This is a genomic window from Streptomyces sp. NPDC092296, from assembly GCF_044755465.1.
GTDB lineage: Bacteria > Actinomycetota > Actinomycetes > Streptomycetales > Streptomycetaceae > Peterkaempfera.
Genome location: NZ_JBIVRB010000001.1, coordinates 124185 through 136787, shown reverse-complemented (window position 1 = coordinate 136787; position 12603 = coordinate 124185). Strand labels below are relative to the sequence as shown.

The 12603-nt window shown below is 72.7% G+C and carries 11 protein-coding genes; 9 read left to right on the top strand and 2 right to left on the bottom strand.

The genetic code is table 11. The features are described from left to right. Positions 1-92: 92 nt before the first annotated feature. The 3 genes from dnaJ to ACIQGZ_RS00645 all read left to right on the top strand — a co-directional run bounded on the left by dnaJ (position 93) and on the right by ACIQGZ_RS00645 (position 3009). Positions 93-1268, top strand: a complete 1176-nt coding sequence (dnaJ, locus tag ACIQGZ_RS00655) for a molecular chaperone DnaJ (RefSeq protein WP_402598406.1) — start codon at positions 93-95, stop codon at positions 1266-1268. 4 nt (positions 1269-1272) lie between these two features. Next, positions 1273-1815 (top strand): heat shock protein transcriptional repressor HspR, encoded by a 543-nt coding sequence (locus ACIQGZ_RS00650; protein WP_402598405.1) that lies wholly within the window; start codon positions 1273-1275, stop codon positions 1813-1815. Between the two features lie 162 nt (positions 1816-1977). Beyond that, on the top strand, positions 1978-3009 hold the full coding sequence (locus ACIQGZ_RS00645) for a hypothetical protein (protein ID WP_402598403.1): 1032 nt from the start codon (positions 1978-1980) through the stop codon (positions 3007-3009). Positions 3010-3052: 43 nt separating this feature from the next. Here the strand turns inward: ACIQGZ_RS00645 and ACIQGZ_RS00640 are convergent, their stop codons facing one another. Further along, positions 3053-3190, bottom strand: coding sequence for a hypothetical protein (locus tag ACIQGZ_RS00640; protein ID WP_402598401.1), 138 nt, complete (start codon positions 3188-3190; stop codon positions 3053-3055). Between the two features lie 1061 nt (positions 3191-4251). On the opposite strand from ACIQGZ_RS00640, the gene ACIQGZ_RS00635 reads away from it, so the two are divergent. Beyond that, positions 4252-4842: a hypothetical protein gene (locus ACIQGZ_RS00635; protein ID WP_402598399.1), complete on the top strand. Its 591-nt coding sequence runs from the start codon at positions 4252-4254 to the stop codon at positions 4840-4842. Between the two features lie 428 nt (positions 4843-5270). After that, positions 5271-5864 carry a hypothetical protein gene (locus ACIQGZ_RS00630; RefSeq protein ID WP_402598398.1) on the top strand — a complete coding sequence of 198 codons (594 nt, stop codon included), beginning with the start codon at positions 5271-5273 and terminating at the stop codon, positions 5862-5864. A gap of 87 nt (positions 5865-5951) precedes the next feature. On the opposite strand, the gene ACIQGZ_RS00625 is transcribed toward ACIQGZ_RS00630, so the two are convergent. After that, positions 5952-6245: a LuxR C-terminal-related transcriptional regulator gene (locus tag ACIQGZ_RS00625; RefSeq protein WP_402598397.1), complete on the bottom strand. Its 294-nt coding sequence runs from the start codon at positions 6243-6245 to the stop codon at positions 5952-5954. Positions 6246-6543: 298 nt separating this feature from the next. Between ACIQGZ_RS00625 and clpB the strand changes: the two genes are divergently transcribed. The 4 genes from clpB to ACIQGZ_RS00605 all read left to right on the top strand — a co-directional run bounded on the left by clpB (position 6544) and on the right by ACIQGZ_RS00605 (position 12564). Beyond that, positions 6544-9225: an ATP-dependent chaperone ClpB gene (clpB, locus tag ACIQGZ_RS00620; protein WP_402598396.1), complete on the top strand. Its 2682-nt coding sequence runs from the start codon at positions 6544-6546 to the stop codon at positions 9223-9225. 283 nt (positions 9226-9508) lie between these two features. Continuing rightward, entirely contained in the window at positions 9509-10063 is a 555-nt protein-coding gene (locus ACIQGZ_RS00615; RefSeq protein WP_402598394.1) for a YbjN domain-containing protein, read from the top strand. A 352-nt stretch (positions 10064-10415) separates the two neighbouring features. Further along, on the top strand, positions 10416-10937 hold the full coding sequence (locus tag ACIQGZ_RS00610; protein ID WP_402598393.1) for a DUF2617 family protein: 522 nt from the start codon (positions 10416-10418) through the stop codon (positions 10935-10937). A 112-nt stretch (positions 10938-11049) separates the two neighbouring features. Continuing rightward, on the top strand, positions 11050-12564 hold the full coding sequence (locus tag ACIQGZ_RS00605; RefSeq protein ID WP_402598392.1) for a fused MFS/spermidine synthase: 1515 nt from the start codon (positions 11050-11052) through the stop codon (positions 12562-12564). Positions 12565-12603: the final 39 nt, after the last annotated feature.

The window sequence follows — 12603 nt, the reverse complement described above, 5'->3', positions numbered from 1 at the left end:
TGCGCTGCGGAGCCGTACGCCCGGGGGACCGGAGTGCGGTTCCGCAGCGCCATGGGTAGGAGCAACAGCAAGGCCGGGAGGAGGAGTCTCCGTTGAGCACCAAGGACTACGTGGAGAAGGACTACTACAAGGTCCTGGGCGTGCCCAAGGACGCCTCCACGGCCGAGATCAAGAAGGCGTACCGGAAGCTGGCCCGGGAGTTCCACCCCGACGCCAACAAGGGCGACACCAAGGCCGAGGAGCGCTTCAAGGAGATCTCCGAGGCCAATGACGTGCTGTCCGACCCGGCCAGGCGCAAGGAGTACGACGAGGCGCGCAGCCTCTTCGCCGGCGGGTTCCGCGGCGGGGGCGGCGGCGCGGGCGGAGCCGGGTTCGGCTTCGACCTGGGCGACCTCTTCAACGGGCCGCAGGGCGGTCCGGGCACCGGCGCGGGCGGCGGGTTCGGCGGCGGCATCGGTGATGTCTTCGGCGGCCTGTTCAACCGGGGCGGCCGGCAGGCCGCGCCGCGCCGGGGCGCCGATGTGGAGTCCGAGGTCACCCTGGACTTCGACGAGGCGGTCGACGGCGTCACCGTACCGATCCGGATGACCAGCCAGTCGCCGTGCAAGGCGTGCTCCGGCACCGGGGCGCGGGCCGGCACCACCCCCCGGGTCTGCCCGACCTGTGTGGGCTCCGGCCATGTCAGCCGGGGCCAGGGGGCGTTCGCGCTCTCCGACCCGTGCCGCGACTGCAAGGGCCGCGGGCTGATCGTGGACGACCCCTGCGAGGTCTGCCACGGCAGCGGGCGGGCCACCTCGGCCCGCACCATGCAGGTCCGCATCCCGGCCGGGGTGCAGGACGGCCAGCGCATCCGGCTCAAGGGCAAGGGCGCCCAGGGCGAGCGCGGCGGCCACCCCGGTGACCTGTACATCACCGTCAGCGTCCATCCGCACCCGGTCTTCGGCCGCAAGGCCGACAATCTGACGGTCTCGGTGCCGGTCACCTTCCCAGAGGCCGCGCTGGGCGGCACCATCGAGGTACCGACGCTCGGCGGCCCGCCCGTCAAGCTGAAGCTCCCCCCCGGGACCGCCAACGGGCGGACCCTGCGGGTACGTGGCAAGGGCGCCACCCGCAAGGACGGCACCCGCGGCGACCTGCTGGTCACCGTGGAGGTCGTGGTGCCGGACCAACTGGCCGAGGAGGCCGTGTCGGCGCTGGAGCAGTATCGCGAGGCCACCGCCTCGGAGGACCCGCGTGCCGCGCTGTTCAAGGCGGCGGAGGGAGCGTGACCTGATGGACCCGAGAGGCACCGGCGGCATCGCCCCCGGCGTGGGCGAGGGCCTGCCCGGCGGACCCCGTCCGTCCCGCGCGACGGTCGGCGGCGCCGCCCCGCGCAACCCGGCGGCCTACGGGCTGACCGAGGACACCCCGGTGTACGTCATCTCGGTCGCCGCCCAGCTCTCCGGGCTGCACCCGCAGACGCTGCGGCAGTACGACCGACTGGGTCTGGTCTCGCCCGACCGCGCGGCCGGGCGCGGCCGCCGCTACTCGGCGCGCGACATCGAGCAACTGCGCGAGGTCCAGCGGCTCTCCCAGGAGGAGGGCATCAACCTCGCCGGCATCAAGCGGATCATCGAGCTGGAGAACCAGGTCGCCGCGTTGCAGTCCCGGGTCACCGAACTGCTGGACGCGGTGGAGGGTGCGGCGGCGACGCTCCAGCAGCGGGAGGCCGCCGTGCACGCCTCCTACCGCCGCGACCTGGTGCCGTACCAGCAGGTTCAGCAGTCCAGCGCGCTGGTGGTCTGGCGGCCCAAGACCAAGCGCCACGGGCAGTAGCGACCCCGGGCACCGGGCGCCCGGCTCCCCCCGGGAGGAGCCGGCCGCCCGACCGGAGCGACTCCCCGGCCCAAAGTGCGGTGCTGGCGTGGCGGTTCTGGCCTTACGATCGACCGATCCGCAGTCGTTCGCTCATATGTCACGCCGGGCAAGGGGTCGCAGATGACTACCGCAGACGGGCCTGAACAGCCGGTGCAGCCGTTCGGCGATCTCTCCGCGGAAGCGCGCCACATGTATGTGCAGACGCTCCGGGCCGGCGGTCGGCTGGCCTGGGCCGGCGGGCGCAAACCGGCCTCGGAGGAGGACCGGGCGCTGCGGGAGCTGCTCAATGTGGGGCTGCTGGTCGGTGACCCCGACGACCCGGCGGCGCTGGTCGCGGTCGACCCCCGGCAGCTCGTCGCCAATCTGACCGCGGCCTGGCAGCGGGGCGCGCTGGAGCTGCTGTCGCAGTCGCTGGCCCTGCCGACCGCGCTGCGGGAGCTGAGCGAGGCGTATGACGCCATCGGGAACCAGCCGAAGACCGGCGGCGACATCGAGTACGTGGAAGGCAAGGTCGAGATAAACCAGCGCCTGACGGCGCTCATCGACCAGTGCTCCGAAGAGGTGCTGACGGCACAGCCGGGCGGCGGGCGCGGCGGCCCCATCGAGATGAAGGTCGCGGCGGAGCAGGACGCCGTCGTGCTGCGGCGGGGGGTCTCCAGACGGACGATCTACCAGCCGAGCGCCCGCTACTCGGCCCCGACGCGTCAGTACGTGGAGGCGATGACCCGGGAGGGCGGCCAGGTCAGGACGCTGGCCGAGCCGTTCACCCGCCTGTTCGTCTTCGACCGGCGCATCGCGATCATCCCCATCGTGGGCGATGTCCGCCGTGCCGCGTTCGTGGCGGACGATGTGGTCGTCGGCTACCTGGTCAGCGTCTTCGAGGGCCTCTGGGAGCGTGCGATCCCGTTTCTGGGCGACGTGGAGGTGCCCCCCCAGGTGATCTCCCACCTGCGGGAGAAGATCGTCCAGATGATGATCCAGGGGGTGGGTCACCGGGTGATCGCGCGCAGCCTGGGGCTCAGCGAGCGGACGCTCGCCCGCCACATCGCGGAGATGCGGGAGGAGCACGGCGTCGACACGCTCTTCCAACTGGGCTGGAAGATGGGACAGGCCGAGTCCTACCGGTTCGCCGACGGCGAGGACGTGCCGTAGCGGGCGCTCGCCCGTCAGCCGTGCCGGACCGTACCGCGCCGGGTCAGTCCCAGCGCATGTCCAGCAGGGCCTGGGGACGCAGCGTCTTGGTGACCGCCTCCGTCTGGGTGGAGTGGGTGGCGGTGATGTCCCAGCGCAGGTCGGCGGGCTTCACGGAGCCGGCGCTCAGGGCAAGAGCCAACCCGGCAAGCAGTCCATAGGCCATGAGATGACGCGCTTTGCGCATGACCGTGCTCCCTTCGCGACTTGAGTCGCCACCGTACCTCAGTTATGCCAGTCGAGATATGAATAGCTGACCCATAATGACGTATCCTCACCGCGATTGTCATTACTGCCCAGCGTGAAGTGGTTGTGCCTGCGTGTGCCGGCCGGTGAAGGCAGGAACGGAGCGGACGGCGCCGACCCCGGTCGGCGGTCCCCCCACGTCCCGTCACCCGAGGTGGAGCGGCTCTGTCTGGGCGTCCTCGCGGACGATGGGGGACTGCGCCGCCCCGATGCCGAGACGCGGCCCGACGGTCCGCTCGGGCAGCCGGTGGCGCCGGGCCTGATGGTCCGGGACGAGCTCAGGTGCCCGCTGGACCGCGCTGCCGCGCTCACGGTTCGCCGCGCGAGCCGGTCGGGGAGTTCCGGGCGGGCAGGTGGCCGACGGGCAATCAGGTGGGCACCCCCTGGGTGAGCAATCCGAGCGGATGTTCGCGTTCGATCGAAAGACTGTGGTCGTCCCCGTGCGGGGTGGCACCGATACCGCGGCATTCATCGAGGACCCGGTCACGGCCGGCTACCTGCTGGACCGCTTCGAGCGGGACCGGGCACGGGCGGACCCGTACGACGAGTTCGCGCCGATGTCGGTGCAAAAACTGACGCAAACTCAGCGCTCCGGGTGTGGCTGCCGGGCGGGACAAGGCGCCGGTGTGGTCACCTTGGTGCGCTTGCCGGCAGATGCACGCTCACGGACGCGGACGCCCGACGCCTGCGCCACCCGGGGAACTCACCGGGGGTGGCGTCCGTCACACTGTTGCAACGATCCTGGGAAACGACCTCCGCGCGACGGCCGGTGAGGTGCGTCATCTCGCTGCCAGGCAGACAGATGACACCGGGTGCCAGTGGACGTGCGGTGTGCGTGCGGTGGACGATCGGTGCTACCCCCAAGGCGCCGGGCCCGGCAGCCGATCGTCCCCCGATACCCCACCGTCACCAGGGGCTTGGCACTCCCCCCGGTCGGCCGTTCCCCCGGAGTCGACAATGAGTGATGTCTTCACGCGCCCCGGCGCGCACCGTATGCACACACCCCGGCGGGCCCGGGTGTTCCTCGCCGCCCCGCTGATGAGGCTCACCGGCCCGGCGGACAGCGTCGTGACACTGTCCAGCCGCACCAGGCTGACGGCGCTGCGCGCGTCGCTGCTGCGCTCCGGCGCGGCGGTCTTCAGCGCGCACCACAGCGACGCGTGGACGATAGCCGGGCGGGTCCCGGAACCCAGAGTCCCGTCGGACTACCGGGCGATGCAGTCGGCCGACCTGGTCTTCGCCTATGTGGGCGCCCCGCTGTCGGCGGGCGTGAGCCTGGAGCTGGGCTGGGCGTCGGCGCTGCGCAAGCCGGTGGTGCTGCTGGTGGAGGAGGCGGTCACCTACAACCCGCTGATCGCCACCATCGAGCAGGTGGCCCCGGTGCTGCCGCTGGTGTTCGACGATTCCTGGTCGCCGGACGCCCTCGCCCACACCGTGGAGACCGCGCTGGACTGGGCCGGGATGGCGCTGTCCAACGCCGAGGGGTTCTGGACCGCCCCGGAGGATGACCTGTTCGGCCTGCACCGGGCGGCGGTCGGCGAGGGCTGACGGCCACCGGGGCCTACGGTCATCCGGGCCTACGGTCACCGGGGCCTACGGTCATCCGGGCCTACGGTCTCGGGGCCTCCGGCGACACGGGCTGACAGCGAGATACGAACAGCGAGACTGCGGGGCCGACTGATCCAGTCGGCCCCGCAGTCCGCTGTCCGGAGCCGGGCGCGCTCCCGGAGCGCGGGCCGTGGCGCGACGGCCGTACCACTGAAGCATCGGCCGAGGTGGTTCGACCACTGGCCGAAGAGCCAGTTGTGACGTCATGTCAGCAGCTTCTAGCGTCGGATGCCACACGCACAGCCACTGCGTGACCGACGCGCCGCCCGGTAGCCGGCGGCCGTCCCGCGATCCTGCGGGCCCAGCCGGGACGGACTGTCGTGGAGCGGCCTCCCGATGGGTGCCCAGAGCCCTGATCGGAGCCGCACGTGGTCCGTCCCCCCGTCCCGAGGGTCGCCGCCGCGGCCCTGCTCGCCGTGCTGGCGACCACCGGCTTTGCGTCCGGCTGCACCGCGCCGTCCGGCGGTCCGGCGGAGCCGACCGGCCGCCCCGGTGCCGGTGCGGTGTCGGAGGCGGCGGCGCGGGGGTACGCCGAGTGCATGCGGGGCCAGGGGCTGGTGATGAAGACGCCCCCCGAGGGGCCGCCGACGGTGGACCCGGCCAGGAACCACCCCGCCGCCGTCGAGCGGGCCACCGAGAAGTGCGGGCATCTGCGGGTCCGGTCGGGCACCGTCCGGGTCGCGGACCCGGTGGTGGTCGCGCGGGTCACCACCTGCATGCGGAAGCACGGCGTACCGGAGTATCCGATGCCGGACCCGGTGACCGGCAGTGTCTACCTCACCGATGAACTCGCCCGCCGGCTCCGCAACGACGCCGACGCACACGCCGTGCAGACCGCCTGCGAACGCGCCTCCGGCGGCACCCCGAAGCCCGGGTCCACGCCCCGGTCCGTCGTCACTGGGCAGTCCGTCGTCACCGGGCAGTCCGTCGCCACCGCGCGTCCCGGGGCCGCGAAGCGCTGACCGGCCGGCACGGGCGTTGAGCGCCGTTCAGCGCTGTTGAGCACCGTTCAGCGCCGTTGAGCACTGTTGAACGCCGTTCAGCGCCGTTCAGCGGGGGAGCGCCGCCATGCCCCGGTGCGCATAGGCCACCACCGCCGCCTCCACCCGGGAGCGCAGCGCCAGCTTCTGCAGGATCGCCGCGACATGGAACCGGACGGTGCGTTCGGTGATCCCCAGCGATCTGGCGATCTCCCGGTTGGAGTCGCCGGTGGGCAACCGCAGGAAGACCTGCAGTTCCCGGTCGCTCAGCCGGTCCACGGCGGTCAGCGCGGTGTCCATGCCGCGGGGTCGCTCGGTCGGCGGCGGGGCGGCGTGCGGACGTTCGCTCCGACTGCTCGGCATGGGGCCCCCTGTGGCGCTGTTCACTGGCGGCGACGGAACGGGCGCAGCACGGAGCAGCCCCATGGGAGCGCTCCCACGTCGCACCCCGCCGACCCTGCCATCTGTGGCGCGGTGCGGCAAGCTGGCCTTGTGGCGGGGGTCCCCTCGCGTACGCCCCCGCCGGTGCCGTACCGGGTCGAGCCTGCCGAAGTGGCTCGCCAAGCAACCTTGAGCGGACTAGACTCAACTTGTCTTACGTTGGGGCAGGCAGGTCGGCCACCGCCGAACCGCTGCCGGCGACACGGGAGGAAGCGCGAGCGTGGACGCGAGCAAGTTCACCACCAAGACCCAGGAAGCCCTGTCCGCCGCCATCCGGCAGGCAGCGAACGCGGGTAACCCCGACGTCGCACCGGTGCATGTGCTGCTCGCACTGCTGGAGCAGCCCGACGGCACCGCCCGGCCGCTGCTGGAGGCGGTCGGCGCCGGGGTGCAGCGGGTCCGGGCGGCCGCCCAGCGGCTGGCCGACGCACTGCCCAGCGCCCAGGGCTCCACCGTGGCCGCCCCGCAGCTGGCCAGGGAGACCATGGCGGTGCTCACCGACGCGGGCAAGCGCGCCGCCGAGCTGGACGACGCCTATGTCTCCACCGAACACCTGCTGGTCGGGGTGGCCGCCGAGGGTGGCCAGATCGCGGAGGTGCTGGCGTCCGAGGGGGCCACGCCGCAGGCGCTGCTGGGCGCGTTCAAGGAGGTGCGCGGCAGTGCCCGGGTGACCACCCCCGACCCGGAGGGCACCTACAAGGCGCTGGAGAAGTACGGCACCGACCTCACCGAGGCCGCCCGCTCGGGCAGGCTGGACCCGGTCATCGGCCGCGACCAGGAGATCCGCCGCGTCGTCCAGGTGCTCTCCCGCCGGACCAAGAACAACCCGGTGCTGATCGGTGAGCCCGGCGTCGGCAAGACCGCCGTGGTGGAGGGCCTGGCCCAGCGCATCGTGGCCGGTGACGTCCCCGAGTCGCTGCGCGGCAAGCGGCTGGTGGCGCTGGACCTGGGGGCGATGGTCGCCGGGGCCAAGTACCGGGGCGAGTTCGAGGAGCGGCTGAAGGCGGTGCTGAACGACATCAAGTCCAGCGACGGCCAGGTGATCACCTTCATCGACGAGCTGCACACCGTGGTCGGCGCGGGCGCCGGCGGCGACTCCGCGATGGACGCGGGCAACATGCTCAAGCCGATGCTGGCCCGTGGCGAGCTGCGGATGGTCGGCGCCACCACGCTGGACGAGTACCGCGAGCGGATCGAGAAGGACCCGGCGCTGGAGCGCCGCTTCCAGCAGGTCTTCGTCGGCGAGCCCTCCGTCGAGGACACCGTCGCCATCCTGCGCGGCCTCAAGGGACGCTACGAGGCGCACCACAAGGTGCAGATCTCGGACGCGGCGCTGGTGGCCGCCGCCACCCTGTCCAACCGCTACATCACCTCCCGGTTCCTGCCCGACAAGGCCATCGACCTGGTCGACGAGTCGGCCTCCCGGCTCCGGATGGAGATCGACTCCTCCCCGGTGGAGATCGACGAGCTCCAGCGCTCCGTGGACCGGCTGCGGATGGAGGAGATGGCGTTGGACAAGGAGTCCGACCCGGCCTCGGTCAGCCGGCTGGAGAAGCTGCGCCGCGACCTCGCGGACCGGCAGGAGCAGCTGGCCGGCCTCACCCACCGGTGGGAGCAGGAGAAGAAGAGCCTCAACCGGGTCGGTGAGCTCAAGGAGCGGCTGGACGACCTGACCGGGCAGCTGGAGCGCGCCCAGCGCGACGGCGACTTCGAGACCGCCTCCCGGCTGATGTACGCGGAGGTGCCCGCCGCCGAACGGGAGCTGGCCGAGGCCCAGGCCAGGGCGCAGGACGAGGACGCCTCCACCTCCTCCATGGTCAAGGAGGAGGTGGGCCCGGACGACATCGCGGACGTGGTCGCCTCCTGGACCGGCATCCCGGCCGGGCGGCTGCTGGAGGGCGAGACGGCCAAGCTGCTGCGGATGGAGGATGAGCTCGGCCGCCGGCTGATCGGCCAGCAGGCCGCGGTGCGGGCGGTCTCCGACGCGGTCCGGCGCTCCCGCTCCGGGATCGCGGACCCGGACCGGCCCACCGGCTCGTTCCTCTTCCTGGGCCCCACCGGCGTCGGCAAGACCGAACTGGCCAAGGCGCTGGCCGACTTCCTCTTCGACGACGAGCGGGCGATGGTCCGCATCGACATGAGCGAGTACGGCGAGAAGCACTCGGTCTCCCGGCTGGTCGGCGCCCCGCCCGGCTACGTCGGCTACGAGGAGGGCGGCCAGCTGACCGAGGCGGTGCGCCGCCGCCCGTACAGCGTGGTGCTGCTGGACGAGGTGGAGAAGGCCCACCCGGAGGTCTTCGACGTCCTGCTCCAGGTGCTGGACGACGGCCGGCTCACCGACGGCCAGGGCCGCACGGTGGACTTCCGCAACACCATCCTGATCCTCACCTCCAACCTGGGGTCGCAGTTCTTGAGCCAGCCCAGTCTGAGCGAGCCCACGCTGAGCGGGCAGGGCCTGCTGGACCCGGCCGCCACCGAGGAGCGCAAGAAGGAACTGGTGCTGGAGGCGGTGCGGTCGGCCTTCAAGCCGGAGTTCCTCAACCGGCTGGACGACATCGTGGTCTTCGACGCGCTGGGCATGACGGAGCTGGCCCGGATCGTCGACCTCCAGGTCGCCCGGCTGGCCGACCGGCTCTCCGAGCGCCGGCTGACGCTGGACGTCACCCCGGCCGCCCGGGACTGGCTGGCGCTGACCGGCTACGACCCCGCGTACGGCGCCCGGCCGCTGCGCCGCCTGGTGCAGTCGGCCATCGGGGACCAGCTGGCCAAGGAGATCCTGTCCGGCCGGGTCCAGGACGGGGACACCGTGCTGGTCGACCGGGACGAGGAGGGCGACCGGCTGACGGTGGAGCCGGCGCCCGGCGGGGCCACCCAGGACGTCCCGTCGCTGCGGAAGGGCTGAGCGGAAGGGCTGGGCGGAAGGGCTGGGCGGAAGGAGTGAGCGGAAGGGGTGATCCGGGGCCGCTCCCGGGCCGCCGGGCCGGTGTGACCGGCGGCCCATCGGGCAGGCTGACAAGAGGTGGCGGCCATCCGGACCAGTACCGTTGCCGGCCGTCCTCGAAGCCCCTTCGTACCGAGATCCAAGGGCCTCCGTCCCTTCCCGCGGTCGAGCGTCCTGCAGACGCTGGGCTGCGGCGGAGCTATGGGGGAGGATGGCAGCCGAACCGTTATCGAAGGGACCCGCTGTGAGCATCGACCCGTCCTCCATTCCGTCCTTCGGCCTGCCCCCGCAGCAGCCGGGAGGTGGGCAGCCGAACCCGCAACCTCCGGTGGTGGTGCCGAACCAGGACCTGGTCAAGCAGCTGCTGGACCAGATGCAGCTGAAGCACGTCGTGGACGAGGAGGGGGACCTCACCGCGCCGTGGGAGGGCTTCCGGATCTACTACATGTTCCGGGGCGAGGAGGGCGAGCTGTTCGCCGTCCGCTCCTTCTACGACCGGGCGTACCCGATCGAGCGGAAGGGCGAGATCCTCGACCTGATCGACGAGTGGAACCGGGACACCCTGTGGCCCAAGGTCTACACGCACACCCATGAGGACGGCGTGGTCCGCCTGATCGGCGAGTCCCAGATGATCGTCGGCATGGGGGTCAACCTGGAGTACTTCGTGGCCACCACGGCGAACTGGACCAACGCCGCCGTCGGCTTCGAGCAGTGGATGGTCGAGCGTCTCGGCCTGCAGAAGGAGGTCGACGGGGAGGGCGGCGACGCCGACTCCGGCTCGGACTCCGACGAGGGCTGACGGCCCCGTACGCAGATCGAGGCCCGTACGCACATACCCGTACGCAGATCGAGGCCCGTACGCACATCGAGGAAGGCCCGGCCCCGGACAGGGGCCGGGCCTTCGTGTGTCGGCGGGGCCGCCGGGTCGGCATATCGGCGCGGGGCGGGGTTCGAACAGCGGGGCGAGCCGATCGGAAGCGAAACCTGGGGATCGGGGTCGGAAGGGCCAACCGCACTGAATGGTGATTCATCGGAGAAGATGGGTAAATCCCCCACGGGCTCGCAGAATTCATGCTTTCCTCGTCTGAGTCACCGCAACGATCTCTTTCTCGCCCTGGCGGGTTGCGCCCGGCGAGCACGCGGAGCCGAGAATGCTCACCACACTGCAGACCTCTTATACCGACACCCGCGCCGGGGAACTGGCCTGGTGCCTCGGTGCCCGCCCGCTCCCGGCGCTGGCGGTGCTCGACCTCGACTTCGGACCGACCACCCTCCAGCTGCGGCTGCTCGGGGCGTCGCACCAGGTCATGCTGGCCTCCGACCAGGGGATCTGCTCCGAGACGGTGGCCTGCCTGCCGGGGCGGCGCGCCCCGCTGCCGGCTGCGGTCGCGGAGCGGGTGGCGGGCTGGGAGTACGAGTTCGCCGCCCGGATCGAGACCCTGCCCGAGCATGTCTTCGCCGCCCGAGCGCAGGAGCTGATCGCCCTGGTGGAGGGGCATCCGAGCGGCCTGGCCGGGGTGTTCCCGGGCCACCCGAGCGCCTTCACCGCGCTGGTGGCGGGCGGCAGCGGGCGGCGGGTGCGGTGGCGTACCTGGCACGCCTATCCGCAGGAGGGCACGCTGGTGTGCACCCGGTCCGCGCTGGTCGCCCGGAATAGCGTGCTGACCGGTTGAGAATTCGCTCGTGCGAGCGAATCATCAGGAATTCCGGCGAGTAACCCTCGAACGGGTGACGAGAATTCAGGCATATGTCGCTTAGCGTTTGTTTGTGATCGATAATTCGTCCGTGACGGCACCGCCCCGCATCCTCGGAAGCACTCCCGTCCGGGGTCCGGAGCCGTCCGCGATACGGCCCGGCCCGGCCCGGCTGCTGGTGCTGCTCGCCGCCTTCGTCTGCGCGGCCTGCGGCCTGGTGTACGAACTGGAGCTGGTCGCCCTCGGCGGCCGGCTGTTCGGTGACCCGGTCACCCAGACCTCGGTCGTGCTCTCCGTGATGGTCTTCGCCATGGGCATGGGCTCGCTGCTGGCCAAACGGTTCGCCCGCCGCCCGGCGACCTCCTTCGCCGTGGTGGAGTCGGCGCTCGCCCTGGTGGGCGGCCTGTCCGGGCTGGTGCTGTACGCCTGCTGGGCCTGGCTCGGCCAGTGCCGGGCGGTCACCGTCGGCCTCGCCGGACTGATCGGGGTGCTGATCGGCGCCGAGATCCCGCTGCTGATGACGCTCATCCAGCGCGTCCGCCGCCAGGACCCGGGCCGCGCGGTCGCGGACCTCTTCGCCGCCGACTACGTCGGCGCCCTGGTCGGCGGCCTCGCCTTCCCGTTCCTGCTGCTCCCGGTCTTCGGCCAGGCCGCCGGCGCCCTGCTGGCCGGCGGCGTCAACGCGGTGGCGGGCGGCGTGGTGGTGCTCTGGCTCTTCCGCGACGAGCCCGCCCGGCGCACCCGGCTGCTGCTGTGGGCCGGCTGCGGGCTGGTGCTCACCACGCTCGCCGCGGCCGCCGCCTGCACCGGCGTCATCGAGCGGGCCGCCCGGCACGCGCTGTACGGCGCCCAGGTGCGGTTCGCCGGGCAGAGCAGCCACCAGGAGATCGTGCTGGTCGGTGACCGGCCCCGGGCGGGCACGGCACCCGGGATGCGGCTCTACCTGGACGGGCGGCTCGCGGTCTGCGGCGCCGACGAGCAGCGGCTGCACGACGCCCTGGTCCGGCCCGCCGCGGCCGGTCCGCACCGGCGCGTCCTGGTGCTGGACGGCGGCGACGGGCTCGCCGTACGGGAGGTGCTGCGGCAGCCCGGCGTACGGCGCGCGGTGGTGGTGGAGCCCGACCCGGACCTCACCGCCCTGGCCAGGACCGACCCCGGGCTCACCGCGCTCAACCACCGCTCGCTGGACGATCCCCGGGTGCGGGTCGCCGCCTCGGACGCCCTCTCCTGGCTGCGCGGCGCGGCCGCCGGGCCGCGCTTCGACGTGGTCCTGCTCGACGGGCCGGGGGCGGCGGGCGGGGCGCCGTACCCCGAGGAGCTGTACGGGCTGGCCGCCCGGCTGCTGGCGCCCGGCGGCCGGCTCGCGGTGCGGGTCGGGCCGCTCGGGGCGGAGCGGCGCTTCTGGGCGGTGGAGGCCACCGTCCGCTCGGCGGGGCTGCGGACGGCGCCGTACGACGCTCCGGTGGGCGGCGGCTGCGGCGGCCCGGCGGACCAGGGGTACGTCCTCGCCGCCCGCCAGCGCCCCGCCCTGCCCCCCGGCGTCACCCCCCTCGCCCCGCGCCGCCCCACCCCGGCCCCGGGCACCCTGCTCCGCCCCCTCGGCTGACGGCCGCGGGGCGGCGGGGGCTCTCGGGGCGGGTGGGCG